Source organism: Selenomonas sp. KH1T6 (assembly GCF_900108415.1).
GTDB lineage: Bacteria > Bacillota > Negativicutes > Selenomonadales > Selenomonadaceae > Selenomonas_B > Selenomonas_B ruminantium_A.
In genome coordinates, this window is record NZ_FNWN01000024.1 from 19,992 (window position 1) to 46,787 (window position 26,796).

The following is a 26,796-nucleotide window of genomic DNA, read 5'->3' on the forward strand; positions in this document are numbered from 1 at the left end:
TCAATGGCAAAAGAAAAGTTTGAGAGAACTAAGCCGCATGTCAACATCGGCACCATCGGTCACGTTGACCATGGCAAGACTACTCTGACTGCTGCAATCACGAAGTGCCTGTCCGAGAAGGGCATGGCTAAGTTCGAGGATTACGCTGATATCGATAAGGCTCCTGAGGAGCGCGAGCGCGGTATCACCATCAACACCGCTCACGTTGAGTATGAGACCGAGAAGCGTCACTATGCTCACGTTGACTGCCCGGGCCATGCTGACTATGTCAAGAACATGATCACCGGCGCTGCTCAGATGGACGGTGCAATCCTGGTTGTTTCCGCAGCTGATGGCCCCATGCCTCAGACCCGTGAGCACATCCTGCTCGCTCGTCAGGTGGGCGTGCCCGCTATCGTTGTCTTCCTGAACAAGGTTGACCAGGTTGACGATCCCGAGCTCCTCGAGCTCGTTGAGATGGAAGTTCGCGAGCTGCTCTCCAGCTACGAGTTCCCCGGCGATGACATCCCCGTTGTTTCCGGCTCCGCTCTGAAGGCTCTCGAGGGTGACGATGCCATGAAGGCTAAGATCTACGAGCTCATGGATGCTGTTGACGAGTACATCCCGACTCCGACCCGTGACACCGACAAGCCCTTCCTCATGCCTGTTGAGGACGTGTTCACCATCACCGGCCGCGGCACCGTTGCTACCGGCCGTGTGGAGCGTGGCGAGCTGAAGCTGAACGATACTGTTGAGATCGTCGGCCTGCAGGATGAGCCGAAGTCCACCGTTGTTACCGGCATCGAGATGTTCCGCAAGATGCTCGACAGCGCTGTGGCTGGCGATAACATCGGTGCTCTGCTCCGCGGTGTTGACCGTAAGGAGATCGAGCGCGGCCAGGTTCTGGCTAAGCCCGGCACCATCAACCCCCACACCAAGTTCAAGGCTCAGGTTTACGTCCTGACCAAGGAAGAGGGCGGCCGTCACACTCCGTTCTTCACCAACTACCGTCCTCAGTTCTACTTCCGTACGACTGACGTTACCGGTGTTGTCCGTCTGCCCGAGGGCACTGAGATGGTTATGCCTGGCGATAACGTCGAGATGGACGTTGAGCTCATCACCCCGATCGCTATCGAGAAGGGTCTCCGCTTCGCTATCCGCGAGGGTGGCCACACTGTTGGCGCCGGCCGCGTGACCGAGGTTGAAGCTTAAGTTTTAACGACATTCAAATCCCTTTGTAAGAGCGGCGCTCGCGTCGCTCTTATTTAGAGGGTTGAAACAAACAGGTACACCCCCATGCGATGACGTGGCAGATGGCTTGGCCTGGTTCCAAGGGAACTGCTACGGAGAAATGTTTGGGCCATGGGGATGTCCTGTCCATGCAAGACTGAAAGTCTTTCAGCCCTGCATGGACAGGACATCTTCATTGCAAGAGCCTGGACGATAAGGAGGAAAACACATTGTCTAAGCAACAGAAAATCAGAATCCGTTTGAAGGCTTATGATCATAAAGCCCTCGATCAGAGTGCAGTAAAGATTGTGGATACTGCAAAGAAGACCGGCGCTATGGTGTCCGGCCCGATTCCCCTCCCGACGGAGAAAAACATCTACACGATTCTGCGTTCCCCGCATGTCAACAAGGACTCCCGTGAGCAGTTCGAGATGCGCACCCATAAGCGCCTTATTGACATCCTGCAGCCGACCAACAAGACCGTTGATGCTCTCATGCGTCTCGACCTTCCGGCTGGCGTGGACATTGAAATCAAACTTTAATCCCAGGGGAGGTGGAATGAATGTCTAAAGCAATTTTAGGTAGAAAACTTGGCATGACCCAGATCTTCACGGAAGAAGGCAAGGTCGTTCCCGTAACTGTTGTGGAGGCCGGTGGCAACATCGTCATTCAGAACAAGACTGTTGAGACCGACGGCTACAACGCAGTGCAGCTCGGCTTTGGCGAAATCAAGGAGAACAAGGTCAACAAGCCAATGAAAGGCCATTTCGACAAGGCTGGTGTGAAGCCGGTCAAGTTCATTCGCGAGATGCGCCTTCAGGATCCTTCTGAATATAAAGTCGGTGATTCCATCGGCGTTGATATATTCGCTGCAGGTGAGTTAGTTGATGTAACGGGTACCTCCAAGGGCAAGGGCTTTGCCGGCGGTATCAAGCGTCACAACTTCGCACGCGGCCCCATGGGACATGGTTCCAAGTCTCATCGTGAGCCCGGTTCCACTGGTGCTATGATTTCCGGCCCCGGCGGACGCGTGCTGAAGGGCAAGAAGCTCCCTGGCCGCATGGGTGGCGAGCGCGTTACGGTGCAGCGCCTCACGGTTGTCCGTGTGGATACTGACCGCAACCTCATCCTCATCAAGGGTGCTATCCCGGGCCCCAAGAAGAGCTTTGTTGTGATCAAAGACACTGTCAAGCCCGCAAAGCAGGCTAAAAACTAATTGGAAGGAGGATACCCCAAATTATGGCTAACGTAGCAGTTTATGACATCGCTAACAAGCAGGTTGGCGATATCGAGCTCAATGACAACATTTTCGGCGTAGAGATGAACGCAGGTCTTCTCCATCAGGCCGTTATCATGCAGCTTGCCGCTCAGCGCCTCGGCACTCATGCCACCAAGACTCGTGGCTTCGTTCGTGGCGGCGGCCGCAAGCCCTGGAAGCAGAAGGGCACGGGCCGCGCTCGCAGCGGTTCCACCCGCAGCCCGTTGTGGGTTGGCGGCGGTACGGTTTTCGGACCCCATCCCCGCAAGTACGCTTTCACCATGCCTCGCAAGCAGCGCCGTCTGGCACTCAAGTGCGCTCTTTCCGACAAGGTTAAGAGCGGCGACCTCATCGTTCTCGACAAGCTCGCTTTCGATGCTCCCAAGACCAAGCAGATGGTCGAGGTGCTGAAGAGCTTCAGCGTCGAGAAGAAGGCTCTCTTCATCACTGCTGATGAAGCTGAGGCTGTTGAGAAGTCCGCACGCAACATTCCGGGCGTGAAGGCCATCACGGCTCTGGGCCTCAATGTCCATGACATCCTGAACCATGGCAAGCTCTTTGTCACCAAGGATGCCGTCGCCCGTATCGAGGAGGTATTCGCATAATGGAAGCACGTGAAATCCTGATCCGTCCGCTCATCACCGAGCGTACGACCCAGCTGATGGCTGAGGGCAAATACGTCTTCGTTGTGGCGAAGGCCGCCAACAAGATCGAGATTGCCAAGGCTGTGGCCGAGGTATTCAATGTCAAGGTTGAGAAGGTCAACACCGTGAATGTTCTCGGCAAGACCAAGCGCATGGGCCGCACCATCGGCAAGCGCCCTGACTATAAAAAGGCTATTGTGAAGCTCGCTGCTGGCGAAAGCATCGAGTTCTTCCAGGCCTAATCTTAGAAGAAGGAGGTAAATACAAGTGGCAGTAAAATCCTTTAAACCCTATTCTGCAGGCCGTCGTTTCATGACCGTCGCTTCTTTCGACGAGATCACCACCGACAAGCCTGAGAAATCCCTGACTGAGCGCCTGAAGAAGAACGGCGGCCGCAATCAGCAGGGTCGCCTGACCGTTCGCCATCAGGGCGGCGGCCACAAGCGCCTCTATCGTATCATCGACTTCAAGCGCACTAAGGACGGCATCCCCGCTCGCGTGGCTACCATCGAGTACGATCCGAACCGCAGCGCCCGCATCGCTCTCCTCAACTACGTTGACGGCGAGAAGCGCTACATCCTGGCTCCCAATGGCCTCAAGGTAGGCGATATGGTTGAGTCCGGCCCCGAGGCCGACATCAAGGTGGGCAATGCCCTCCCCTTGAAGAACATCCCGGTAGGTACTACCGTTCACGCTGTCGAGCTGAAGATCGGCAAGGGTGCACAGCTCGTTCGTTCCGCTGGCACCAGCGCACAGCTCATGGCAAAAGAGGGCAACTATGCTCTGCTCCGTATGCCGTCTGGCGAGCTCCGCAAGGTTCACATCAACTGCCGTGCTACCATCGGTGAAGTTGGCAACCTGGAGCATGAGAACATCACTCTCGGTAAGGCAGGCCGCAGCCGTTGGCTCGGTATCCGTCCGGAGAACCGCGGCGTTGCCATGAACCCGAATGACCATCCGCACGGCGGTGGTGAGGGCCGTTCCCCTGTTGGCCGCAAGAACCCTGTTACCAAGTGGGGCAAGTGCGCTATGGGTACGAAGACCCGTCGCAAGAACAAGGCTTCCGAAAGCCTCATAGTGAAGCACCGCACGAAGTAAGAGAGGGGGATAAACTTTGTCAAGATCCATTAAGAAGGGCCCTTTCGTTGAAGAAAGCCTCATGAAGAAGATCACGGCTCTCAACGAAGCTAACGATAAAAAGGTTGTCAAGACTTGGTCCAGAAGCTCCACGATTTTCCCGGACTTCGTCGGTCATACCATTGCTGTCCATGATGGACGCAAGCATGTGCCTGTCTATGTCACTGAGGACATGGTCGGCCATAAGCTGGGTGAGTTCGCACCGACGCGCACTTTCAAAGGCCATGCCGGCGAAGAGCGCAAGACCTCACTGAAGTAAGCGAAAGGAGAATCGTTGTGGAATCAAAAGCAGTAGCTAAATACGTTCGCATCGCTCCGCGCAAGGTTCGTGTGGTCATGGATCTCATCCGTGGCAAGAACGTCGCTGAAGCATTTGCGATTTTGAAGTTCACGCCGAAGGTTGGCGCTGAAGTTGTCGAGAAGGTTCTGCGCAGCGCTGTTGCCAACGCTGAGAACAACTTCGACATGGACGTGGACAAGCTCTACGTTTCCTCCGCCTTCGTTGATCAGGGTCCCACCCTCAAGCGCATCCATCCGCGTTCCCGCGGTCAGGCTTTCAAGATCCTGAAGCGCACGAGCCATGTGACCATCGTCGTCAACGAGAAGAACTAAGAAGGAGGGAAACGGATTGGGTCAGAAAGTTAATCCGCATGGTATTCGCCTTGGCATTGTCAAGCAGTGGGATGCCAAGTGGTATGCAGATAAAGATTTTGCAGAGAACCTGCATGAAGATATCAAGATTCGTGATTACCTGAAGAAGAGCCTCCTGGCAGCAGGAATCTCCAGGATTGAGACGGAGCGCACCAAGAACCGCCTCAAGATCACCATCCACACCGCAAAGCCGGGCATGGTTATCGGCCGCGGTGGTTCCGGCATCGAGCAGATCAAGGAAGGCCTCAAGAGCTACACCGAGAAGCGCGTTGACATCAACATCGCTGAGATCAAGCAGCCGGATATGGATGCAACTCTGGTGGCTGAGAACATCGCTTCCCAGCTGGAGCGCCGCATCGCTTTCCGCCGTGCCATGAAGCAGTCCGTGGGCCGCACCATGCGCCTGGGCGCCAAGGGCATCAAGATCACCTGCGCAGGCCGTCTCGGCGGTGCAGAGATCGCTCGCAGCGAAAGCTATCGTGAGGGCAGCATTCCCCTTCACACACTCCGTGCAGACATCGATTACGGCACGGCTGAGGCTCATACCACGTATGGCCGCATCGGTATCAAGGTTTGGATCTTCAAGGGCGAAGTCCTTCCGGAGAGAAAGCAGCGTAAAGTTGCCAGCGAAGGGAGCGAAGCTTAATGTTACTTCCTAAGAGAGTTAAATATCGCAAGCAGTTCCGTGGCCGCATGAAGGGCAAGGCTCATCGCGGCAACACTGTGAGCCATGGTGAGTTCGGTCTGGTGGCTCTTGAGCCCGCCTGGATCACCAACCGTCAGATCGAGGCAGCCCGTATCGCTATGACCCGTTACATCAAGCGTGGCGGCCAGGTCTGGATCAAGATTTTCCCGGACAAGCCCGTAACCGCAAAGCCGGCTGAGACCCGCATGGGTTCCGGTAAGGGCTCCCCCGAGTACTGGGTAGCAGTTGTGAAGCCGGGCCGCGTCCTCTTCGAGATGGACGGCGTGTCCAAGGAAGTTGCCCGTGAGGCAATGCGCCTTGCAGGCCACAAGCTGCCCATCAAGACCAAGTTCGTGACTAAGGAAGACACTGTTGCAGAGGGTGGTGAAGCATAATGAAGGTTAATGAGATTCGCGAGATGAACGCAGACGAACTGAACCAGAAGCTTGCTTCGCTCAAAGAGGAGCTCTTCAACCTCCGTTTCCAGCTCGCCACCGGCCAGCTTGACAACCCGATGCGTATCAAAGATGTGAAGAAGACGATCGCCCGCATCAAGACGATCCAGCGCGAGCAGGCTGCCAAGGCCTAAGGCGCAAAACAAGTGATATGCAGAAGGAAGGAGGCTCCCTAATGAGCGAGAGAAACGTACGTAAGACTAAGGTCGGCAAGGTTATTTCCGACAAGATGGACAAGACCGTTGTGGTTGCTATCGAGGAGATCGAGCAGCACAAGCTTTACAAGAAGCCGGTCAAGAGGACTGTGAAATTCCATGCGCATGACGAGAAGAACGATGCGCATGTTGGCGATAAGGTGTCCCTGATGGAGACCCGTCCCCTTTCCAAGACCAAGCGTTGGAGAGTGGTCGAGGTTATCGAGCGCGCTAAGTAAGCCAAATACACGAAGAAGGAGGTTACATAATGATTCAGCAGCAAACTATCCTGAATGTTGGCGACAACACGGGCGCGAAAGAAATCATGTGCATCCGCGTGCTTGGCGGCTCTTACCGCAAGTACGCTAACATCGGCGACATCATCGTCGCAGCCGTGAAATCCGCAGCTCCTGGCGGTCAGGTGAAGAAGGGCGACGTGGTCAAGGCTGTGGTTGTCCGCAGCGTGAAGGGCCTGCGCCGTGCTGACGGTTCCTACATCCGTTTCGACGAGAATGCAGCCGTCATCATCAAGGAAGACAAGACTCCGAAGGGCACTCGTATTTTCGGACCGGTAGCTAGAGAGCTTCGCGACAAAGACTTCATGAAGATCGTCTCCCTGGCTCCTGAAGTACTTTAATTCGTGAGGAGGTGCTATTTTGTCACTCGTTAAACTGAACGTGAAGAAGGGCGACACGGTTGTCGTGCTGTCCGGCAAAGATAAGGGCAAGCAGGGCAAGGTTGTGGCTGCTATGCCGAAGAAGGGCAAGGTTGTCGTTGAGGGCGTGAACAAGGTTAAGCGTCACACGAAGCCGAACGTGAAGGCTCCTCAGGGCGGTATCCTGGTGAAGGAAGCTCCCATGCATGCCTGCAAGGTCATGCTGGTCTGCCCCGCCTGCTCCAAGGCTACCCGCGTAGCTCACAAGGAAGTCAATGGCAAGAACGTCCGCGTCTGCAAGAAGTGCGGCGAAGTCATCGACCAGACCAAATAATTGAAGGAAGGAGGAAATACATTGGATAGATTACAGGAAAAGTACCAGAAGGAAGTTGTGCCGGCACTCACTGAGAAGTTCGGCTACAAGAACGTGATGCAGCTTCCTAAGGTTGAGAAGGTCATCATCAACATGGGCGTTGGCGAGGCTGTGGGCAACCCCAAGGCTCTCGACTCCGCTGTGAGCGACCTCACCATCATCGCCGGCCAGAAGCCACTCCTCACCCGCGCCAAGAAGTCCCTGGCTGCCTGGAAGCTCCGTGAGGGCATGCCCATCGGCTGCAAGGTGACCCTGCGCGGCGAGCGCATGTACCAGTTCCTCGACAAGTTCATGAACGTGGCTCTGCCCCGCGTCCGTGACTTCCGTGGTGTGTCCGGCACTGCCTTCGACGGCCGTGGCAACTACGCTGTCGGTCTCAAAGAACAGCTCATTTTCCCGGAAATCGAGTACGATAAGATCGACAAGATCCGTGGCATGAACATTGTTATCGTTACGACGGCACAGACGGATGAGGAAGCCAGAGAGCTCCTGAAACTCATGGGTATGCCGTTCAAAGCATAAGAGGAGGAAAGAAGCTCATGGCAAAGAAGTCTATGGTAGAGAAGTGGAGCAAAGAGCCAAAGTTCTCTACTCGTCAGTACAACCGTTGCAAGATCTGCGGCCGTCCCCATGGCTACATGCGCAAGTTTGACATGTGCCGCATCTGCTTCCGCGAGCAGAGCTACGCGGGCGCTATTCCTGGCGTGACCAAGGCTAGCTGGTAATTCTTATTATTTGAAAGGAGGATATCGATTCATGGTAATGACTGATCCTATTGCAGATATGCTGACCCGTTTGCGCAATGCAAACTCTGTATTCCACGAGACGGTGGATGTCCCCGGTTCCAAGATCAAGACCGCTATCGCAGAGGTCCTGAAGGAAGAGGGCTTCATCAAGGACTATTCTTTCAACGAGGACAACAAGCAGGGTGTCATCACGATTTCCCTGAAGTATGGCCCGAACCGCGAGAAGGTTATCTCCGGTATCAAGCGTATTTCCAAGCCTGGTCTTCGCCAGTATGCAAAGCACGATGAGCTGCCCCGCGTGCTGGGCGGCCTCGGCATCGCCATCATCTCCACTTCCAAGGGGATCATGAGCGACAAGCAGGCTCGCAAGGCCGGTCTCGGCGGCGAAGTCATCGCATACGTTTGGTAATTGAAAAATAGTCAGGAGGTGTACAGATGTCAAGAATTGGTAGAGCACCGATTGAGATCCCCGCAGGCGTAACCGTTACGGTCGGCGAGGACAATCTGGTGAAAGTCAAAGGCCCGAAAGGTGAACTTTCCCGCCAGATCAGCCCGGAAATGAAAGTAACCATCGACAATGGCGTTCTCACTGTGGAGCGTCCGTCTGATGATAAAATGCACAGGTCTCTCCATGGCCTCTCCCGTACCCTCATCAACAACATGGTTGTTGGTGTGACGGAAGGCTATCAGAAGAACCTCGAGATCGCAGGTGTTGGTTATCGTGCCCAGAAGCAGGGCAAGAACCTGAACCTGTCCCTTGGTTTCTCCCACCCGGTTGTGGTTGAGCCCCCCGAAGGCATCACCTTCGATGTGCCCACCGCTACCTCCATCACGGTTTCCGGCATCGACAAGGAAGTTGTCGGCCAGATCGCTGCAGAGATCCGCAGCTTCCGTGAGCCTGAGCCTTACAAGGGCAAGGGTATCAAGTACGCTGGCGAGCATATCCGTCGCAAAGAGGGTAAAGCCGGCGCTAAGGGCAAGAAATAAGGAACTGACTCGAGAAAGGAGTGAATCTCTGTGCTTATTAAGGCAGATAAGAACAAGGCACGTCAGAAGCGTCACCTGCGTGTCCGCAACCATATCGCTGGCACTGCGGCTCGTCCGCGCCTCAATGTTTACAGGAGCCTTGCCAACATCTATGCTCAGATCATCGACGATGAGAAGGGCATGACCCTGGTTTCCGCCAGCACTCAGGACAAGGGCTTCGAGAATTACGGCGGCAACATCGAGGCCGCCAAGGCTATCGGTGCCGAGATTGCCAAGCGTGCTCTGGAGAAGGGCATCAGCGAGGTAGTCTTCGACCGTGGCGGTTATGTGTACCACGGCCGCGTGGCAGCACTGGCTGAGGCCGCTCGTGAAGCTGGCCTGAAATTCTAAAAAACAAAGGAGGTAAATGAATGGCTAGAAATATGGACAACGAAACTCCGGAGTTCGAGGAGAAAGTTGTATACATTAACCGAGTTGCGAAAGTCGTCAAGGGCGGCCGCCGCTTCTCCTTCAGCGCCCTGGTTGTGGTCGGCAACAAGAAGGGCAAGGTCGGTGTAGGTCTCGGCAAGGCTGCTGAGGTTCCCGAGGCTATCCGCAAGGGTGTCGAGGATGCAAAGAAGAACCTCATCACTGTTGCCCTGAAGGACAACCGTACCATTCCCCACGAGATGCTGGGCATCTTCGGTGCAGGCCAGGTTATGATGAAGCCGGCTGCCAAAGGTACCGGTGTTATCGCCGGCGGCCCCGTGCGTGCCGTACTGGAGCTGGCAGGCGTTCATGACATCCTGACCAAGTCCCTGGGTTCTTCCAACCCCAACAACATGGTGCGTGCAGCCATGGAGGGCCTCAAGGCTCTCAAGCAGCCCGAGATTGTGGCTGAGCTCCGTGGCAAGACTGTCGCTGAGATTTTAGGTTAAGGAGGCTCTTACGCAATGGCAAAAGTGAAAGTTACGCTCAAGAGGAGCCTCATTGGCCGTCCTGAGACCCAGCGCCGCACTGTCCGCGCTCTCGGCCTGCGCAAGGTGAACTCTGTTTCCATCCTGCCGGACAATCCGGCTGTGCGTGGCCAGCTCCACAAGGTTGAGCATTTGATCTCTGTGGAAGAGATTGCAGAATAATTCTAGAGGACAGGAGGTGCAAGCATGAAGTTACATGAATTACAGCCCGCAGAAGGCTCCCGTAAGGAGCGCAATCGCGTTGGCCGCGGCCTCGGCTCCGGCAACGGCAAGACTTCCGGCCGCGGCATGAAGGGCCAGAACTCCCGTAGCGGCGGCGGTGTCCGCACCGGCTTCGAGGGTGGCCAGATGCCCATCTATCGTCGTCTGCCGAAGCGCGGCTTCAAGAATATCTGGGCCAAGACCTTTGCAGAGGTCAACGTTGAGAGCCTGAACCGTTTTGAGGATGGCGCAGTGGTTGATCCCGTAGCTCTGGTTGAGAGCGGCATCCTGAAGAATGTCCGTGACGGCATCCGCATCCTTGGCAAGGGCGAGCTCACCAAGAAGCTCACCGTCCGTGCCAACGGTTTCACCAAGTCCGCAGAGGAGAAGATCACCGCTGCTGGCGGTCAGATCGAAAAAATTGAGGTGAAGTAAGGTGCTCGCAGCCCTTGGCAACATCTTCAAGATTCCCGAACTGCGAGATAAGATCATCTTCACTCTCATCATGTTCGCGATCTTCCGGATGGGGACTCACATCCCCGTCCCCGGGGTTGACCCAGCGGCGATCGAGCAACTTTTTGCCAATGGCAGCCTCTTCGGTCTCCTTGACCTCTTCTCCGGTGGTGCTTTCAGCAAGTTCTCTATCTTTGCCATGAGCATCACCCCCTACATCAACGCGGCCATCATCATCCAGCTGCTGAATGTTGTCATTCCCACGCTGGAACAGTGGTCCAAAGAAGGGGCAGAGGGGCACAAGAAGACTACGAAAGTCACCCGCTACCTCACGGTAGTGCTGGCTTTCCTCCAGGCTATCGGCATGTCCATCGGACTCAAAGCCGCTATCCTGAATCCCAGCCCGGTGAACATCCTCATCATTGCGATTACACTTACGGCTGGTACGGTATTCCTGATGTGGCTGGGTGAGCAGATCACAGCCCAGGGAGTTGGTAACGGCATATCCCTTATCATCTTTGCCGGCATCGTGGCGGCGCTCCCCAAGAACATCGGAACCATTTACCATTACGTCCAGGCAGGCACCATCAGTTACTTCAGTGTGTTTATGTTCATGGTCATCGCAGTAGCGATGATCGTGTTCGTAATCCACGTGGAAACCGGCTTCCGCCATATACCCATTTCCTATGCGAAGCGGGTGGGGAGCCAGCGGGCCTATGGCGGTCATTCCAGCCATATCCCCCTGAAGGTGAACCAGGCAGGCGTGATTCCCATCATCTTTGCGTCATCCGTGCTGATGTTTCCAGTGACCATTGCCCAGTTCATTGAAGTGCCCTGGGTAAAGACCGTTGCCAGTTATTTGCAGTGGGGAACACCATTGCAGACGGCACTATACGTCCTGCTCATCGTGTTCTTTACTTACTTCTATACTGCGGTTACTGTAAAGATATCGGATATGGCAGAGAACCTCAAGAAATACGGCGGCTTCATCCCTGGCATCCGCCCGGGCCAGCCGACGGCAGACTATCTTGACCATGTCATGACCCGCATCACTCTGGCCGGCTCCATTTTCCTGGCTTTCATTGCAGTACTGCCCAATATGATTGCGGCAGCCACTCACATTGAAGGCGTGTACTTTGGCGGTACGGCACTGCTGATTGTGGTGGGCGTTGCCCTCCAGACCATGAAGCAGATTGAGTCTATGGTGGTTATGCGCCACTACGAAGGGTTCATGAAGTAAGGGGTCATAAAATAAGGAGGCATAAACATGCATATCTTGTTAATGGGCCCCCCGGGTGCCGGCAAGGGCACGCAGGCGGCTGCACTGGTAAAGGAACTGGGTGTTCCTCATATCTCCACTGGGGATATGTTCCGGGCCGCCATCAAGGAAGGTACAGAGATGGGCAAGCAGGCGAAAGCCTTCATCGATGCCGGAAATCTCGTGCCTGATGAAGTCACCATCGGCATTGTCCGCGACAGGCTTGCCAAGGACGATTGCAAGAAGGGCTTCATCCTGGATGGGTTCCCCCGTACAGTGGGACAGGCCGATGCACTGAAGGGCATCCTTCAGGACCTGGGCCTGGCGCTTGACAAGGTGCTGAACATCAGCGTTCCGTCAAGCGAGCTCATCGAGCGTGCTGTAGGCCGCCGCATCTGCAAAGCTTGTGGTGCAACCTACCACCTGAAATTCAACCCGACTAAGGCTGAGGGCAAGTGCGATGAATGCGGCGGCGAGCTTTATCAGCGCGCCGATGATACCGCCGAGACCATGGGCAATCGTCTGAAGAAGTACGAAGAGTCCACGAAGCCTCTCATCGATTACTACACAGCAGCAGGCATCTATGCCGAAGTTGATGGCCGTCAGGAAATCAGCAAGGTGACAGAAAGCCTGGTTGCAGTCCTCAAGGGCTGAAGGGAAGCTTAAAAACTTCCATGTATTGTTGCGAGGGCGGCCTATATGGCCGCCCCCTTGCAATGATACGAATGATATAATTATGAATTTAATAATGTTCTGTTGTTGGGCATGGCATTAGAAATGAAAAAGCTCCTTTGGAATGACTTTGGCCCAACCAAGTTAAGGTAAAGGGGAAGAACATGTCAAAACAAGATGTTATTGAAGTAGAAGGCAAAGTCCTGGAAGCACTGCCCAACGCAATGTTTCAGGTCGAGCTTGAAAATGGTCATGTTGTACTGGCTCATGTATCCGGCAAGATCCGCATGAACTTCATCCGTATCCTGCCAGGGGACAAAGTCACCATTGAGCTTACGCCCTATGACTTGACCCGTGGCCGTATAACCTACCGATTCAAATAAGGTCAGCTGCCCTCGAAAAAATTTTTGCATTTCCTGCAAAAAATGCTTTGCAGGGGGGCAAAAAGATGATATACTCGAGAAATGACAGACTGACAATAAGGAAAAGGAGGCATACTTTAATGAAGGTTAAGCCGTCAGTGAAGCGTATCTGTGAAAAATGCAAAGTCATCAAGCGCAAGGGCCGTGTCATGGTCATCTGCGAGAATCCTAAGCATAAACAGAGACAAGGTTGATTATTTGATTTATAAGGAGGTGCTTTATTAATGGCACGTATTGCCGGTGTAGATTTGCCCCGTGACAAGAGAATTGAAATTGCTTTGACTTACATCTATGGTATTGGTCTTACGACTTCCAAGAAGTTGCTCGCCATGACTGGCGTTAACGCTGATACCCGTACTCGTGACCTCACGGAGGACGAAGTGGTTAAGCTTCGTGATGCTATCGATAAGAACGTGGTGGTTGAAGGTGACCTTCGCCGCGAGCGTCAGATGGACATCAAGAGACTCGTTGATATCGGCTGCTACCGTGGCCGCCGCCACCGTCTCGGCCTTCCTGTCCGTGGACAGAACACCAAAAACAATGCCCGCACCCGTAAAGGCCCGAAAAAGGCCGTTGCAGGCAAGAAGAAAGACTAATGAAGGAGGGTTAACTGGTGGCAGTTAAGAAAGCAGTCCGCACGAAGAAAAAAGTTCGCAAGAACGTCGAATATGGCGTAGCGCACATCAGCTCTACGTTCAACAACACCATTGTCACGCTCACTGACAGGAGCGGCAATGCACTTTCCTGGGCAAGCGCTGGCGGCCTCGGTTTCCGTGGTTCCCGCAAGAGCACTCCGTTCGCTGCTCAGATGGCAGCCGAGACGGCAGCCAAGGCAGCTATGGAGCACGGTCTGAAGCAGGTCGAGGTCTATGTAAAGGGCCCCGGTGCCGGCCGTGAGGCAGCAATCCGTTCCCTGCAGGCTACGGGCCTTGAGGTCAGCATGATCAAGGACGTTACCCCGATCCCGCACAACGGCTGCCGTCCGCCGAAGCGTAGAAGAGTTTAATAGGAGGTGCATTTTTCTAATGGCAATTGATAGAGTTCCCGCCATTAAGCGTTGCCGTGCCCTCGGCCTCGAGCCCGCGGTAATCGGCCGTTCCAAGGAATCCAAGCGTCAGCCGCGCCGTACCAACCGCAAGGTGTCCGAGTATGGCCTCCAGCTGAAAGAGAAGCAGAAGGCAAAGTTCATCTACGGTGTGCTGGAGAAGCAGTTCCGTGGATATTATGATAAGGCAAAGAAGATGCAGGGCGTTACCGGTGAGAACCTCCTCGGTCTCCTGGAGCGCCGCCTTGACAACGTGGTTTTCCGTCTTGGCCTCGCCAACACCCGTCGTCAGGCTCGTCAGCTGGTGAACCACGGTCACTTCACTGTGAACGGCAAGCGCGTGGATATCCCCTCCGCTCTGGTTTCCGTTGGCGACGTCATCGCTGTGTCTGAGAAGAGCCAGCAGGGCGCCTTCTTCAAGGAGCTCAAGGAGAGCAGCAACCATCTGTCCGCTCCCGCATGGCTCGAGGCTGACCAGGCTGGTCTCACCGGCAAGGTCACCCGTTTCCCGAACCGTGACGAGATTGATGTTCCTGTCAATGAGCAGGCTATCGTCGAGTTGTACTCCAAATAATGATCTTTTGTGCCTTTGTGCATAGCGTTATTGTTATTTGAGGAGGTTACTTCAAGATGATTGACATCGAGAAACCGAAAATTGAAATTGCGGAGATCAGTGAGGATAACCGCTACGGCAAGTTCATCTGTGAGCCTTTGGAGCGTGGCTACGGCACCACCTTTGGCAACAGCCTGCGCCGTATGCTCCTGTCCTCCCTGGAAGGTGCTGCAATTACCTCCATCAGAATCGATGGTGTGCTCCATGAGTTCTCCACCATCCCCGGAGTACGCGACGATGTGACCAACATCGTGCTGAACCTGAAGCAGCTCTGCCTCAAGATGCAGGGCAGCGAGCCTCGTACCATCCGCATCGATGTGGAGGGTGAGAAAGAGGTCACTGGTGCTGACGTCATCTGTGACGAAGACATCGAAGTCCTCAATCCTGACCTGCACATTGCCACGGTGAACGAGTCCGGCAAGCTCAAGATTGAAATGATTGTTGAGCGTGGCCGTGGATATGCTCCGGCTGACAAGAACAAGAAGCCGGATGACGTCATCGGCGTCATTCCCATCGATTCCATTTTCTCCCCGGTGCAGCGCGTGAACTACACGGTGCAGGACACCCGCGTGGGCAATGTCACGGACTATGACAAGCTCATACTGGAAGTCTGGACCGACGGTTCCCTGCGTCCCGAGGAAGCTGTCAGCAAGGCTGCCGGCATCCTGGTCATGCACCTGAAGCTGTTCCAGAACATGGACGGCCTCACGGAGGAGGAGATCGAGGAGGAGGCAACCTTCCCGGAGGAGGAAGTGGATACTTCCTCCAAGGTCCTGGAAATGACCATCGAGGATCTGGACCTCTCCGTGCGTTCCTTCAACTGCCTCAAGCGTGCTGATATCAACACCGTGGCAGATCTGGCCGAGAAATCGGAAGATGACATGATGAAGGTCCGCAATCTGGGACGCAAGTCCCTGGAGGAAGTCAAGAAGAAGCTCGAGGAGCTGGGACTTTCGCTCAAGCAGAACAACGATTGATAGGAAAGAGGGAAATAAATGAGACACAGTAAACTTAGCCGTAACGGTGCTGCTCGTAAGGCACTGCTGCGCAGCATTCTCACTTCCTTCTTCAGATATGGCCGCATCGAGACGACCCAGGCAAAGGCTCGCGAACTTAAGAGCCTGGCTGAGAAGCTCATCACCCTCGCTAAGCGCGGTGACCTCAGCGCCCGTCGTCAGGCTATTGCCAGCCTTTCTGATGAAGATGTCGTGAGGAAGCTTTTCGATGAGATCGCAGGCAAGTACGCAGACCGCCAGGGCGGCTACACCCGCATCCTGAAGCTCGGCGTGCGTCGCGGCGACGCTGCACCCATGTGCATCATCGAGCTGGTGTAATTCCGACATAATGAGAAGTCCGCTATCCGCAAAGGATGGCGGGCTTTTTTGATGCCTGGAATGCAAGATGAAGCAGGGATTAGGGGGACGCATGGAGAAATTACCATCAGTTGGTTTTGTACAAGGAGGATGTTCTCATGAAGAAAAATTTTTTCCAACTGATTTTATTCATGCTGGTCTTAACGATGGCAAGCACTGTATTTGCCGCTAAGGCTACCCCTGACCAGCAGCGTGCCGAACTTAATGAGATGAGCGGGAAGGTCCTGGAGCGCATGTATCAGAAGTATCCGTCAGCACAGGAGGCGGTGCAGGATGCCTATGCTTATTGCACTATCAGCGCCTCTAGTGTCAAATGGGGATTTTGGGGCGATGATCACGGGCGCGGGGTGGCCGTAAACAACCATACCGGCGAAAGAATCTATGTTAAGATGAAGGAAGTGAGCCTGGGCATAAATTTTGGCGCTAAGGAATACGACTTGCTTTTCATCATTGCGAATAAAACAGCTTGGGATAAATTAGTTTCTGGCAAGATCAACTTTGGCTCTGAAACTTCAGCTGATGCTACTGACGGCGTCAACGGTGTGACCTATGCAGGTGCAACAATCACCGCTGAGGGCGTGCAGGTCTATCAGCTTGACAAAAAAGGCCTGGCTGTGGAAGCTACTTTCAAAGGGGGAAGGATTTCTCCTTACAGGACGCTTAATTGAGGAAACGTTGTATGATGCAAGTGGCAGATCAACAGAGATTGTTTAGGGAGGAAGGACAATGAAAAAATGTATTGCATTCCTATTAGGCCTGATGATTATGGCGTTTGCTACGGTATGTCTTGCCGCTGAATCTTACCAAATGACTTATGAGGCAAAAAATTTCACTGAAGGATTGAAAAATGACCAGGCGTTGACGGAAACCTTCACTACTCCTTACGGGCCACTCAAGTTCCAGATGCGGAAACTTTGGCAGGCCAGCAGCGACAACAGGCTGCATCTGAAGGTATGGCTGAATGACAAGAAAATTGCCGATGAGCACTTTCCAAAAGTGGAATACGGTTATACCTTCCGCGTGCTGAAAAACACCAGCAACAGCGAGCAGTTTTATGTTTTGCAGTCAATTGAACGCGCCTGCCTTTTCGGATACTCGCCCAATGCTCAGAAGCTGGAGGTCTACATTGACAGCCAGAATTATGCCCACGAAGCCGGGGCATATCCTTATATTGTGGCATTGAAAAACGGGAATCTGGTGTTGGCTTTCGAGAAGGGCAATAATCGTAAACGCTATCAGTTTAATTGGGATGCCAATGCGAATTGGTTCGGTTATTCCGACATTGGTGCAGGCTGGGGTTCTGTAAGTTCAGATAAGCAATAACGAAACACGCTGCTTTGCATTTAAACGTTGACAGCAATAGTCCTGTTTTAATAAGGGGCCAGTCGCAAATCGGTTATTTCTGGTTTGTGACTGGCCTTTTTTAGTGGCATGGGGAGAGTGACATTCTGAAACTCCTGTTTTTCTTCGAAATTGCTTGTTATATTATAAGGAAAAAGCAGGAAATCAGAAAATTGCATAGAATTATTCAGAAGTCGAGGGGTGTTAGGACCCTCAGTGAAAGGAAAAGGGTGGACTTGCCTGTTTTATAGGAGGAATTTTCTATGACAAGAGCCGCACTTAGGGGAATTCTAATTATGGTCCTGCTGACAGCATTTGCTTTCCTTAGCGGATGCTCGGAGGACAAGCCATCGGGCAAGGCCACGGTGGCAGAGTTCAAGGATACTTACGGCAAGGACGATACCTGGGTTATCCACTGGTATCTCTGCGGTACGGACCTTGAGTCCAGGTTCGGGGCAGCCTCTGCAGATTTGGCAGAGCTGGAGAAGGTGAAGCTGCCGTCCAATGTGAAGGTGCTCATTGAGGCCGGCGGTGCCAAGAAATGGCACAGCGAAATCGGCGCCAAGGGCAAGACAGCGGTACGGCTGCTCTACGACAGCGAAGGCTTCCATGAACTGGGGAAAGTGAAGGGAGCCGATATGGGAGATCCTGCCACGCTGGCGGATTTTCTGAAGTTTGGCAAGGAAAACTACACAGCTGACCACCATATCTTCGTCTTTTGGGATCATGGCGGCGGCAGCATGAGCGGGGTCTGCTATGACGAATTTTCAGAGCGCCCCCTGAGCCTCAACGATATTCGTCAGGCCTTTGACTCGGTGTATGAGTCCTCAAAGGACAAGCCGCCCTTCGAGCTGATCGGCTTCGATGCCTGCCTGATGGCTACTTATGAAACGGCCCATATGCTGGAGGGCCTGACCAAGTACATGGTTGGTTCTGAGGAAGTGGAGCCTGGCTGCGGCTGGTACTATACCGGCTGGGTAGGAGCACTGGCCAAGAATCCGGCACTGGGGGGCAACGGCATTGGCAAGGCCATCTGTGACACTTATGTGAAGGGTTGCGAGCAGGAGGATGTGGAGGATTCCATCACCCTTTCCGTCATTGACATGGCGAAGATGCCTGCCCTGAAAGTGGCTTATGATGCCTTTGGCCTTGAGGCGCTGGAAGCGGCGGCCAAGAACCCCAAGAAATTCTTCTCTGCCTATGCCCGTGAGGCTAAGACGGCTGAGAACTACGGCGGCAATACCCGCAAGCAGGGCTTTACCAACATGGTAGACCTGGCGGATCTGGCCAAGGAGTCCAAGGCGCAGCTGCCCAATTCCTACCAGCAGCTGGTTAAGGCTGTGGACGATGCGGTGGTCTACAAGGTGAACGGCTACTGCCGTGACCAGGGCAGCGGCATTTCCGGCTTCCACTCTTATGACGGCGACAAGGATCACTTCGCCATGTACGCCAATCAGAATTCTGCTTCGCTTCCCCATAAGTATCTGTACCAGTATCTTATCTATGGCAAACTGCCCAACGGGGCTATAGATAACCTGAAGAAGCAGCTGGCAGATGACAAGAAGGAACTGGAGGCCCAGCAGCAGATTGCCCAGCAGGCCGTCCAGGAGAAGGAAAAACCTGCCAGCGGAGTCTTTGATATCAAGGCACTGGAAGATATTTCAGTGGAGGTTGACAAAGACGGCGATGCTGTAGTCAAGCTGGACAAGGAAAAGCTGGACCTGGTGTCCGCTATCCACTGCAATCTGGTGCGTGTGGACCTGCAGAACGATTTGATTCTCTACCTTGGCAGCGATGGGGATATCAAGGCTGACTGGGACAAGGGGATTTTCAAGGACAACTTCCAGGGTACCTGGCCTATGCTGGACGGCCATCCCGTATATGTGGAAATCACTGCCATGGAGGATGATTACAACCTTTACTCCATTCCCATCAAGCTGAACGGGCAGGAGTGCAATCTGCAGGTGACCTACAGCTTCAAGGATAATGCTTACAAGATCCTGGGGGCCCGCCAGGGCCTGGACAGTCATGGCATGGCTGACAGGAATCTGCAGAAGCTCAAGAAGGGCGACAAGATCACTACCATCCACTACGCCATGACCATCAGCGGTGACGATGAAGACTTCACCCCTGTGGAAGTGGAGACTTTCACCCTGGGAGATAAGCCGCAGGTGAAGGATGAGAAACTGGGGGACGGCAGCTATGGCTACCTCTTCGAGTTCATATCCCCCGGCGGTGACAGCGCCTTGTCCAAGATGGTAGAGTTCGTACTGGAGAAGGGGCAGATTACCACTAATGTGGAGTGAGTATGCTGTGATTGCCGATGTGGCGATTCAGATAAATGTGTAGGATAAGGATAAATGAAGGGAGTAATCTGATATGGCATCCATGAAAGACGTGGCTAAGAAAGCAAAAGAATTCGCACAGAAGAAAACCGCCAAGCTCTCCGAGTATGTGGCACCCAACGGCAAATACTATGAACAGAATGATATTGATTATCTGATGAATAATGGCTACAGCCTGCAGAACGCGTTGGATGCCCTGGCCCAGAGTGAGAAATACGCCAAGAAGGCTGCTTCTGGCCATAAGCCTTCCGGACACGGCAAGAAGGAATCCAGCCATGGCGGAGGCAAAGGTTCTGGCAAGGGCTCTGGCAGGGGTTCTGGCGGCGGCAAGGGCGGCAGCCGCATGGGACGCGGCGCCAAACTGGCAGCCCTCACCGCTGCAGGTGGAGCTTCAGCGGCAGCAGCCAGGAACGCCTATGCCAAGTATCAGGAAACCGGTGATGTAACGTATATCGATGAAGTTATCGAGGAATATGAAGAGATAATCGAGTACGAAGAATACGAGTACGAGGATTATGAGGACGAGTTCGAGCTCGATGACGATGACGAGTACGACGACGATGACGATGATGACGATGACGATGATGACGACGACGATGATGACGATGACGATGATGACGACGATGATGACGACGATGATGATGACGACGACGATGATGATGACGACGACGATGACGACGACGATGACGACGACGATGATGATGAAGATGATGATGACGACGATGACGATGATGATGACGACGAGGAAGATGACGACGAGGAAGATGACGACGAGGATGATGACGATGAGGAAGATGTAGACGAAGAAGAAGACGAAGAAGAAGACGAGGAAGAGGAAGAGGAAGAGGAAGAAGAGGAAGAAGAGGAAGAAGACTACGAAGAGGAAGAGGAGGATTACGAAGAAGAGGACGACGGGGACTACGAGGAAGATGACGGTGATTATGATGACGACGATGGCGGCTATGATGATGACGATGAGTAATTGTGATTGACAGATAACCCCTGATTTGCTAGACTTTAGGAAGCGATGAAAAAGAAGAGTAGCACTGGTTCCAGCGAGCGGTGAGGGTGTGAGACCGCAAGAGTGTGAAGGGCGCTTTGGAGCTGCACAAAATTATAGCTTGAGGTGGGTGCACGAGGTGCGCCAATCAGGGTGGAACCGCGGGATTTTAGTCTCGTCCCTGTAACATACAGTTGCAGGGGCGGGGCTTTTTTGCGTCCCTGCAGACAGAAGGAGTTGTAGATATGAAATTTCAGGAAATCATCCTGGCCCTGCAGAAGTTCTGGTCGGAGCAGGGCTGCATCCTGGCCGAGCCCTATGATGTGGAAAAGGGCGCCGGCACCATGAATCCCTCCACTTTCCTGCGTGTCTTGGGCCCTGAGCCTTGGAATGTGGCCTATGTGGAGCCTTCCCGTCGCCCGGCTGACGGCCGCTATGGCGACAACCCGAACCGCCTTTACCAGCATCATCAGTTCCAGGTCATCATGAAGCCCTCCCCGGACAATATCCAGGAGCTTTATCTGGAGAGCCTGGAGCGCCTGGGCATCAATCCTGCCGAGCACGATATCCGCTTCGTAGAGGATAACTGGGAATCCCCCACCCTGGGGGCCTGGGGCCTGGGCTGGGAGGTCTGGCTGGATGGCATGGAAATCACTCAGTTCACCTATTTCCAGCAGGTAGGCAGCCAGGATGTGAAGCCCGTGGCTTCTGAGATCACCTACGGACTGGAGCGTCTGGCCATGTACATTCAGGGCGTGGATAATGTCTATGATGTGCAGTGGACTGACGACTACACCTACGGCGATGTGTTCCATCAGAACGAGTATGAGCAGTCTGCCTATGCCTTTGACCTTTCCGATGAGGACCTGCTCTTTGAGCTCTTTGACAAGTACGAGGCTGAGGCTGTGCGTGTCATCGAGAAGGGCTATGTGCACCCGGCCTATGACTATGTGCTGAAGTGCTCCCATACCTTCAACCTGCTGGATGCCCGGGGTGCCATCTCCGTGTCCCAGCGCACGGCCTTCATCGGCCGCGTACGCAAGCTGGCCCGCATGTGCGCAGAGTGTTACCTGAAGCAGCGTGAGGAGCTTGGCTATCCCATGCTGAACAGAGGAGGGAAAAAGGCATGAGCAAGAACTTACTTTTGGAAATCGGTACTGAGGAAGTCCCGGCTCATGTGATGCCGGGCATCCTGAAGGAGCTGAAGGAAAAGGCAGAAAAGGCCCTGCAGGAAAACCGCGTGGCTTTCGAGAATGTCCGCACCATCGGCACGCCCCGCCGCACGGCTCTCCTGGTAACGGGCCTTGCTGAGAGCCAGGAGGACGTGGAAAGCGAGAACCGCGGCCCCTCCGTGCAGATTGCTTTCGATGCTGACGGCAATCCTACCAAGGCTGCCCAGGGCTTTGCCCGGGGCCAGAAGGTGGACCCCAAGGATTTGGTGGTGAAGGACGGCTATGTGTACGCCATGGTACATGAGAAGGGCCAGGCTACGGCAGAGCTTCTGAAGACCATCCTGCCGGAGCTCATTTCCTCCCTGTCCTTCCCCAACAATATGCGTTGGCGTGACCTTGATTTCAAGTTTATCCGTCCCCTCAGGTGGATTGTAGCTCTCCTTGGCTCTGAGGTCATTCCCTTCGAGGTGGCTGAGGTGCAGTCCGGCCGCGTGAGCCGCGGTCATCGTTTCCTTTCTCCCACCAAGGACAAGAACGGCGAGTTCGAGATTGCTGATGCAGACAGCTATGAGCAGGCCTGCGAGGCACAGTTCATCATCGTGGACCAGGAGCGCCGCAAGGCCATGATCCGTGAGCAGATTGTGGAAACAGCCAAGGCAAACGGCGGCCAGGCAGAGATTTCCGAAGACCTGCTGGAAGAAGTGCTGTACCTGGTGGAATATCCCACGGCCCTCTGCGGCAAGTTCGATGACAAGTATCTGGCCCTGCCTCCCGAGACGGTCATCACTCCCATGCGTGACCATCAGCGCTACTTCCCGGTGAAGAGCGCCGAGGGCAAGCTCCTGCCCCTCTTTATCACTGTCCGCAACGGCGGCAAGGAGCATCTGGAGACTGTCCAGCACGGCAACGAGCGCGTGCTCCGCGCCCGTCTGGAGGATGCCCAGTTCTTCTTCGATGAGGACCGCAAGAAGAGCCTGGAGGAGCATCGGGAGAAGCTCAAGACCGTTGTGTTCCAGCAGGGGCTGGGCAATATGTATGAGAAGTCAGAGCGTCTGGCTGAGCTCTCTGATTTCATCGCTGCCGAGCTCAAGGCTGACGAGAAGACCGCAAAGCACGCTCATCGCGCCGCCATCCTCTGCAAGGCTGACCTGGTCACCGGCATGGTGACGGAGTTTACCGAGCTGCAGGGCATTATGGGCCGTGAGTATGCCAAGCTGGATGGGGAGTGCGAGAAAGTGGCTGTAGCCATTGACGAGCATTATATGCCCCGCTTCGCAGGTGACAGCCAGCCCCAGTCCGAGGCAGGCCGCATTGTCAGCACTGCCGACAAGATTGACACCATCGTGGGCACCTTCTCTCGTGGCAAGATTCCCACGGGCTCCCAGGATCCCTTTGCCCTGCGCCGTCAGGCTCTTGGCCTGGTGAACATGATGATTGAGGCCAAATGGCAGCTGAGCCTGTCCAAAGTGGTGGCCAAGTCCATGGACCTCTATGGAATTACCGACGAGGCTGCCCGCCAGAAGATGCAGCAGGATGTGGCTGACTTCATGCGCCTGCGCCTGAAGAACGTGCTGGAAGAAGTGCGCTACGATGTGGTGGATGCAGTGCTGGCCGATGTGGATGACCTCTACGCCGTGAGCCTCCGCGCCCAGGCTGTGCAGAAGTTCGTCTCCGGCGACGCTGTGGCTCATATCCAGGCTCTGGTCCGCGCTTCCAACCTGGCTGCCAAGGCTGAGAAAGAAGGCTTTGAAGAAAGCCTCTTCCAGGTGGAGGCAGAGAAGACACTGGGCCAGGTTTGCAAGGCTACGGCATCTTCCGTGGAGAGCCTCATTGCCGGCCAGGACTACGTGGGTGCCATCGATGCCCTCACGGAGCTCACCCAGCCCATTGACAAGTTCTTCGAGGACGTCATGGTCATGGACAAGGACGAGGCCATCAGGAACAACCGCCTGGGCCTGCTGAAGTCCATTGATATGCTGGCAGGCAGGGTTGCTGATTTCAGCAAGATTGTACTGGCGTAAAATCTCATAAATATACACACAAGACACCCCCCGGAAATTTCCGGGGGGTGTCTTGCGATGTGTGTAGCTTTGGAGGGTAAGAAATTACTTCTGCTCGCCTTTCTTGGCCCATTCAGGAGGCAGGTTCTGCAGGAATTCGAAATTGTGGCATTCCATGCATTTAGCCTTGGATTTCTCATGGCTGTAGTGGCAGTCAGAGCAGACCAGGTCGCCCAGGTGTGAATCGTGGGGATTCTTGCCATCGTAGTTGGTCTTGGCGACGATGTCCTCAACCTTGTGGCACTTGGTGCACATTTCATTGTCAAAGGCACGCTGCTGAGGGGGATTGTCGAAATCATCTGTGACGTACCAGTAGGTTTCGTTCAGCTTGTCAATCATGCCGTTGTCGTGGCAGTCGATGCAGGCTACCCCTGCTTCCATGTGGGAGTGGGACATGAGGTCATCATGATAATAGCCATCAACATAAGTCTCCATGCCATGGCAGGGTGAGCAGGACATTTCCGGGAAATGGGCCTCCACCACGTGCATGGCAGCCATGCTGATGCAGCCCATGAGGAAAATTCCCACCAGACAGGCCAGAGGACGCTGTTTGGCAAAGTCCAGGGCCTTCAGGATAAGATCTTTCATAAGGCAGTTCCTCCTTTCTTAGGAAGTTGAGGGCAAATATACTTTGCTTGCTTTCCATTATATAAGCCAGAGGACAAAACAGCCTTAAGGGAATAGATGAAAATAAGGAGCTTTCTTTTGTGCATTCCTACAAAGGCAAATACTCACCCCTAATTTATAATAAACAAAGATATTATTTTCAGTTCATATAGCACATTGATTAATCAGGGGGAGAGAAATATGGAGCAGAAACAGGGAATGACGCGAAGGAACTTCCTGAAGGTCGGTGCTCTGGCTGCGGTGGGCACCATGGCCTCCGGGCTCTTGGCTGGCTGTGGCAATGGCCGCACCGACCATGTGAGGAAGGACAAGAGCGGTGCAGGCGTCGGCGCAGAGCCGGAATTCATGAAGGCGCCGGCTCCCATTGCGGACAGCAGCATCAAGGAAACAAAGGAAGCTGATGTCATCGTGGTGGGGGCGGGCATGAGCGGCCTTTGCGCTGCCGCTTCCGCTGCCGAGTCAGGTGCCAAGGTTATTGTCATCGAGAAAGGGCCTACCATCAACTTCCGCAGCTTCGACTACGGCGCCGTCAACTCCAAGGTGCAGCTTTCTGTGGGGAACCAGCTGAATCCCTTGGATGTGACCCGGGAAATCATGCGCTGGGGCGGCTACAAGGCTGATCAGCGGGTGGTGAAACTTTTCTCCGAGAAGAGCGGCATGGTGAATGACTGGATTGTGGACAAGGCTCAGGGCCTGGGGTGCAAGGTGAAGTCCATCTGGACGAAGGAAGACCAGATGTCTCCCAATGCCACCATTCCCAATATCCCCACCCTGTCCTTCGTGCTGGAGCCCCCCGAGGGGGCAGCCGAGTCTACGCCGAAAGGCATGATTGGCGGCAATGCGGTCATCGCCATGGCCTACACTCTGAAGACCACCGCCGAGAAGCTGGGAGCGGAAATCATCTATGAGACTCCCGGCGTGCAGCTGGTGCGTCCCAACAACGAGGGCCGGGTTACCGGCGTCATCGCCAAGAACGCTGCCGGGGAATACATCAAGTTCAATGCCAGGAAGGGGGTTATCCTCTGCTCCGGTGACTACGGCCATGACGAGGAAATGCTGAACTACTATATTCCCTGCGCCAAGAAGGTGCAGAAAATCCTCTATCCCAACAGCTTCAACACCGGCGACGGCCAGAAGATGGGGCTCTGGGTGGGAGCGGGCATTGACGAGGGTCCCCATGCCCCCATGCTCTTTGACAATGCCCTGCTGGACCCTGACGGGAACCCCGGAGGCCGCATGGATGCCATTCCCCGCCAGCCCTGGCTGGCAGTAAATAAGAATGGCGAGCGCTATGCCAACGAGGATCTGCCTTTTGCTTACATATCCAACGCCGTGCGCCAGCAGGTGGGACTTACCCGCTGGACCATCTGGGATGCCAAGTGGCCTGAGGAGGCACCCCGCTTCAAGCAGAGTGCCTGCAAGAAGCTCCAATTCCATCATCGTCTCAATGAGTTCAACGATTTGGTGGAAAAGGGCGTCATCGTCAAGGCCGATACCCTTGAGGAACTGGCCCAGAAGGCCCACCTGCCCCTGGAGAACCTCAAGGCCAGCGTGGAGCGCTACAACGAGCTGGCCAGGAAGGGCGTGGATGAGGATTTCGGCAAGGATGCAGTCTATCTCACCACGGTGGAGAAGGCTCCCTTCTACGCCGGACACATCGGCACGTCCCTGCTGGTGACCCTGGGAGGCCTCACCATCAATGACAAGCTCCAGGTACTGGACAAGGAGCGCAAGGTCATTCCGGGCCTTTACGCCGCAGGCAATGCCTCCGGCAGCTTCTTTGCCACGGACTATCCCATCGTTGTCACCGGGTGCAGCCATGGCCGCGCCTATACTTTCGGCTATTTGGCAGGCAAGAGTGTGGTGGAGGAGAAAGCGTGATTATGTTATTCGCTCTCTGAAGCAGGCAATGACTCTCCCCGGCAGCTTCGCTGCCACCCCCTGAACTGCTCCCCGTCAAGAGGACAATAAAAAAATATAAGAATTCTTTGGTCGGCAGATTCGTCTGCCGGCCTTTTTATGCGACTAAATACAAGGTGTGTTTCTCTATTGGTGTCAAGATACCAAGGTTACGTTGAACACGTTTGTGGTTGTAATAATGAATGTATGCTTCTATCGAATGTATAAGTTCACGCTGGCTGGTAAAACGTCTGCCATAGTACATCTCCCGCTTAAGTATGCCCCAAAATCCTTCCATGGGCCCGTTATCAATGCAGTGGGCTACACGAGACATGCTTTGCGTCATTCCCTGTTTTTCTAATTTG

40 protein-coding genes are annotated in these 26,796 nt (G+C 54.4%); 38 read left to right on the forward strand and 2 right to left on the reverse strand.

The window, feature by feature from the left end; genetic code table 11:
• The first annotated feature begins 3 nt into the window (after positions 1-3).
• The 37 genes from tuf to glyS all read left to right on the forward strand — a co-directional run bounded on the left by tuf (position 4) and on the right by glyS (position 23,866).
• Positions 4-1,191 (forward strand): elongation factor Tu, encoded by a 1,188-nt coding sequence (tuf, locus tag BLW59_RS12640; RefSeq protein ID WP_029540489.1) that lies wholly within the window; start codon positions 4-6, stop codon positions 1,189-1,191.
• A gap of 248 nt (positions 1,192-1,439) precedes the next feature.
• Positions 1,440-1,751: a 30S ribosomal protein S10 gene (gene rpsJ, locus BLW59_RS12645; protein WP_029540488.1), complete on the forward strand. Its 312-nt coding sequence runs from the start codon at positions 1,440-1,442 to the stop codon at positions 1,749-1,751.
• A 20-nt stretch (positions 1,752-1,771) separates the two neighbouring features.
• On the forward strand, positions 1,772-2,425 hold the full coding sequence (gene rplC, locus BLW59_RS12650; protein WP_074698082.1) for a 50S ribosomal protein L3: 654 nt from the start codon (positions 1,772-1,774) through the stop codon (positions 2,423-2,425).
• A 23-nt stretch (positions 2,426-2,448) separates the two neighbouring features.
• Positions 2,449-3,072, forward strand: coding sequence for a 50S ribosomal protein L4 (rplD, locus tag BLW59_RS12655; protein ID WP_029540486.1), 624 nt, complete (start codon positions 2,449-2,451; stop codon positions 3,070-3,072).
• Positions 3,072-3,353, forward strand: a complete 282-nt coding sequence (rplW, locus tag BLW59_RS12660) for a 50S ribosomal protein L23 (protein ID WP_029540483.1) — start codon at positions 3,072-3,074, stop codon at positions 3,351-3,353. The genes rplD and rplW overlap by 1 nt, the downstream gene beginning before the upstream one ends.
• Before the next feature lie 25 nt (positions 3,354-3,378).
• Positions 3,379-4,209: a 50S ribosomal protein L2 gene (rplB, locus tag BLW59_RS12665; RefSeq protein WP_029540482.1), complete on the forward strand. Its 831-nt coding sequence runs from the start codon at positions 3,379-3,381 to the stop codon at positions 4,207-4,209.
• 16 nt (positions 4,210-4,225) lie between these two features.
• Positions 4,226-4,507 carry a 30S ribosomal protein S19 gene (gene rpsS, locus BLW59_RS12670; RefSeq protein WP_029540481.1) on the forward strand — a complete coding sequence of 94 codons (282 nt, stop codon included), beginning with the start codon at positions 4,226-4,228 and terminating at the stop codon, positions 4,505-4,507.
• A gap of 17 nt (positions 4,508-4,524) precedes the next feature.
• On the forward strand, positions 4,525-4,860 hold the full coding sequence (rplV, locus tag BLW59_RS12675; RefSeq protein ID WP_029540479.1) for a 50S ribosomal protein L22: 336 nt from the start codon (positions 4,525-4,527) through the stop codon (positions 4,858-4,860).
• A 16-nt stretch (positions 4,861-4,876) separates the two neighbouring features.
• Complete coding sequence (gene rpsC / locus BLW59_RS12680) at positions 4,877-5,545, forward strand: 30S ribosomal protein S3 (protein WP_029540477.1); 669 nt, start codon at positions 4,877-4,879, stop codon at positions 5,543-5,545.
• The gene (rplP, locus tag BLW59_RS12685; protein WP_029540476.1) at positions 5,545-5,979 is read left to right on the forward strand and encodes a 50S ribosomal protein L16; all 435 of its coding nucleotides are present in this window, start codon (positions 5,545-5,547) and stop codon (positions 5,977-5,979) included. The genes rpsC and rplP overlap by 1 nt, the downstream gene beginning before the upstream one ends.
• Complete coding sequence (rpmC, locus tag BLW59_RS12690) at positions 5,979-6,173, forward strand: 50S ribosomal protein L29 (protein WP_029540475.1); 195 nt, start codon at positions 5,979-5,981, stop codon at positions 6,171-6,173. The genes rplP and rpmC overlap by 1 nt, the downstream gene beginning before the upstream one ends.
• A 41-nt stretch (positions 6,174-6,214) precedes the next feature.
• Entirely contained in the window at positions 6,215-6,472 is a 258-nt protein-coding gene (rpsQ, locus tag BLW59_RS12695; RefSeq protein ID WP_029540474.1) for a 30S ribosomal protein S17, read from the forward strand.
• Positions 6,473-6,501: 29 nt separating this feature from the next.
• Positions 6,502-6,870 (forward strand): 50S ribosomal protein L14, encoded by a 369-nt coding sequence (rplN, locus tag BLW59_RS12700; RefSeq protein WP_029540473.1) that lies wholly within the window; start codon positions 6,502-6,504, stop codon positions 6,868-6,870.
• A gap of 19 nt (positions 6,871-6,889) precedes the next feature.
• Positions 6,890-7,222, forward strand: coding sequence for a 50S ribosomal protein L24 (rplX, locus tag BLW59_RS12705; protein ID WP_029540472.1), 333 nt, complete (start codon positions 6,890-6,892; stop codon positions 7,220-7,222).
• Between the two features lie 21 nt (positions 7,223-7,243).
• Entirely contained in the window at positions 7,244-7,783 is a 540-nt protein-coding gene (gene rplE / locus BLW59_RS12710) for a 50S ribosomal protein L5 (RefSeq protein WP_029540471.1), read from the forward strand.
• A 17-nt stretch (positions 7,784-7,800) separates the two neighbouring features.
• Positions 7,801-7,986, forward strand: coding sequence for a type Z 30S ribosomal protein S14 (locus tag BLW59_RS12715; protein ID WP_029540469.1), 186 nt, complete (start codon positions 7,801-7,803; stop codon positions 7,984-7,986).
• A gap of 31 nt (positions 7,987-8,017) precedes the next feature.
• Positions 8,018-8,416: a 30S ribosomal protein S8 gene (rpsH, locus tag BLW59_RS12720; RefSeq protein ID WP_029540468.1), complete on the forward strand. Its 399-nt coding sequence runs from the start codon at positions 8,018-8,020 to the stop codon at positions 8,414-8,416.
• A 26-nt stretch (positions 8,417-8,442) separates the two neighbouring features.
• On the forward strand, positions 8,443-8,994 hold the full coding sequence (rplF, locus tag BLW59_RS12725) for a 50S ribosomal protein L6 (RefSeq protein ID WP_029540466.1): 552 nt from the start codon (positions 8,443-8,445) through the stop codon (positions 8,992-8,994).
• A gap of 30 nt (positions 8,995-9,024) precedes the next feature.
• Complete coding sequence (gene rplR, locus BLW59_RS12730) at positions 9,025-9,384, forward strand: 50S ribosomal protein L18 (RefSeq protein WP_029540464.1); 360 nt, start codon at positions 9,025-9,027, stop codon at positions 9,382-9,384.
• Positions 9,385-9,404: 20 nt separating this feature from the next.
• Positions 9,405-9,911 carry a 30S ribosomal protein S5 gene (gene rpsE / locus BLW59_RS12735; RefSeq protein ID WP_029540463.1) on the forward strand — a complete coding sequence of 169 codons (507 nt, stop codon included), beginning with the start codon at positions 9,405-9,407 and terminating at the stop codon, positions 9,909-9,911.
• A 15-nt stretch (positions 9,912-9,926) separates the two neighbouring features.
• On the forward strand, positions 9,927-10,112 hold the full coding sequence (rpmD, locus tag BLW59_RS12740; protein WP_029540462.1) for a 50S ribosomal protein L30: 186 nt from the start codon (positions 9,927-9,929) through the stop codon (positions 10,110-10,112).
• Between the two features lie 24 nt (positions 10,113-10,136).
• Positions 10,137-10,586 carry a 50S ribosomal protein L15 gene (gene rplO, locus BLW59_RS12745; protein WP_029540460.1) on the forward strand — a complete coding sequence of 150 codons (450 nt, stop codon included), beginning with the start codon at positions 10,137-10,139 and terminating at the stop codon, positions 10,584-10,586.
• Between the two features lies 1 nt (position 10,587).
• Positions 10,588-11,844, forward strand: coding sequence for a preprotein translocase subunit SecY (gene secY, locus BLW59_RS12750; RefSeq protein WP_074698083.1), 1,257 nt, complete (start codon positions 10,588-10,590; stop codon positions 11,842-11,844).
• A 27-nt stretch (positions 11,845-11,871) separates the two neighbouring features.
• Positions 11,872-12,516, forward strand: a complete 645-nt coding sequence (locus tag BLW59_RS12755) for an adenylate kinase (protein WP_029540458.1) — start codon at positions 11,872-11,874, stop codon at positions 12,514-12,516.
• Between the two features lie 182 nt (positions 12,517-12,698).
• On the forward strand, positions 12,699-12,917 hold the full coding sequence (gene infA, locus BLW59_RS12760) for a translation initiation factor IF-1 (RefSeq protein ID WP_009645081.1): 219 nt from the start codon (positions 12,699-12,701) through the stop codon (positions 12,915-12,917).
• Positions 12,918-13,036: 119 nt separating this feature from the next.
• Positions 13,037-13,150: a 50S ribosomal protein L36 gene (gene rpmJ / locus BLW59_RS12765; RefSeq protein WP_014423857.1), complete on the forward strand. Its 114-nt coding sequence runs from the start codon at positions 13,037-13,039 to the stop codon at positions 13,148-13,150.
• Positions 13,151-13,180: 30 nt separating this feature from the next.
• Positions 13,181-13,552 carry a 30S ribosomal protein S13 gene (gene rpsM / locus BLW59_RS12770; RefSeq protein WP_029540456.1) on the forward strand — a complete coding sequence of 124 codons (372 nt, stop codon included), beginning with the start codon at positions 13,181-13,183 and terminating at the stop codon, positions 13,550-13,552.
• Positions 13,553-13,569: 17 nt separating this feature from the next.
• The gene (rpsK, locus tag BLW59_RS12775) at positions 13,570-13,962 is read left to right on the forward strand and encodes a 30S ribosomal protein S11 (protein WP_029540455.1); all 393 of its coding nucleotides are present in this window, start codon (positions 13,570-13,572) and stop codon (positions 13,960-13,962) included.
• 19 nt (positions 13,963-13,981) lie between these two features.
• Positions 13,982-14,575 (forward strand): 30S ribosomal protein S4, encoded by a 594-nt coding sequence (gene rpsD, locus BLW59_RS12780; protein WP_029540454.1) that lies wholly within the window; start codon positions 13,982-13,984, stop codon positions 14,573-14,575.
• 56 nt (positions 14,576-14,631) lie between these two features.
• Positions 14,632-15,591, forward strand: coding sequence for a DNA-directed RNA polymerase subunit alpha (locus BLW59_RS12785; RefSeq protein ID WP_029540452.1), 960 nt, complete (start codon positions 14,632-14,634; stop codon positions 15,589-15,591).
• Positions 15,592-15,609: 18 nt separating this feature from the next.
• Positions 15,610-15,948, forward strand: coding sequence for a 50S ribosomal protein L17 (gene rplQ / locus BLW59_RS12790; protein WP_029540451.1), 339 nt, complete (start codon positions 15,610-15,612; stop codon positions 15,946-15,948).
• A 137-nt stretch (positions 15,949-16,085) separates the two neighbouring features.
• Positions 16,086-16,655: a YSC84-related protein gene (locus tag BLW59_RS12795; protein ID WP_074698084.1), complete on the forward strand. Its 570-nt coding sequence runs from the start codon at positions 16,086-16,088 to the stop codon at positions 16,653-16,655.
• A 58-nt stretch (positions 16,656-16,713) separates the two neighbouring features.
• Positions 16,714-17,310 (forward strand): hypothetical protein, encoded by a 597-nt coding sequence (locus tag BLW59_RS12800; RefSeq protein WP_074698085.1) that lies wholly within the window; start codon positions 16,714-16,716, stop codon positions 17,308-17,310.
• Positions 17,311-17,591: 281 nt separating this feature from the next.
• The gene (locus tag BLW59_RS12805; RefSeq protein WP_074698086.1) at positions 17,592-19,634 is read left to right on the forward strand and encodes a clostripain-related cysteine peptidase; all 2,043 of its coding nucleotides are present in this window, start codon (positions 17,592-17,594) and stop codon (positions 19,632-19,634) included.
• Between the two features lie 73 nt (positions 19,635-19,707).
• On the forward strand, positions 19,708-20,655 hold the full coding sequence (locus BLW59_RS17790) for a hypothetical protein (protein WP_074698087.1): 948 nt from the start codon (positions 19,708-19,710) through the stop codon (positions 20,653-20,655).
• 263 nt (positions 20,656-20,918) lie between these two features.
• Positions 20,919-21,803, forward strand: coding sequence for a glycine--tRNA ligase subunit alpha (gene glyQ / locus BLW59_RS12815; RefSeq protein WP_029540411.1), 885 nt, complete (start codon positions 20,919-20,921; stop codon positions 21,801-21,803).
• Positions 21,800-23,866: a glycine--tRNA ligase subunit beta gene (gene glyS / locus BLW59_RS12820; protein ID WP_074698088.1), complete on the forward strand. Its 2,067-nt coding sequence runs from the start codon at positions 21,800-21,802 to the stop codon at positions 23,864-23,866. The genes glyQ and glyS overlap by 4 nt, the downstream gene beginning before the upstream one ends.
• Positions 23,867-23,950: 84 nt before the next feature.
• Here the strand turns inward: glyS and BLW59_RS12825 are convergent, their stop codons facing one another.
• Positions 23,951-24,493 (reverse strand): cytochrome c3 family protein, encoded by a 543-nt coding sequence (locus tag BLW59_RS12825; protein ID WP_074698089.1) that lies wholly within the window; start codon positions 24,491-24,493, stop codon positions 23,951-23,953.
• A gap of 219 nt (positions 24,494-24,712) precedes the next feature.
• On the opposite strand from BLW59_RS12825, the gene BLW59_RS12830 reads away from it, so the two are divergent.
• Positions 24,713-26,413 (forward strand): FAD-dependent oxidoreductase, encoded by a 1,701-nt coding sequence (locus BLW59_RS12830; RefSeq protein WP_074698090.1) that lies wholly within the window; start codon positions 24,713-24,715, stop codon positions 26,411-26,413.
• A gap of 136 nt (positions 26,414-26,549) precedes the next feature.
• On the opposite strand, the gene BLW59_RS12835 is transcribed toward BLW59_RS12830, so the two are convergent.
• Positions 26,550-26,796: IS3 family transposase (locus tag BLW59_RS12835; protein ID WP_139283672.1), on the reverse strand; the 247-nt coding region annotated here is incomplete at its 5' end.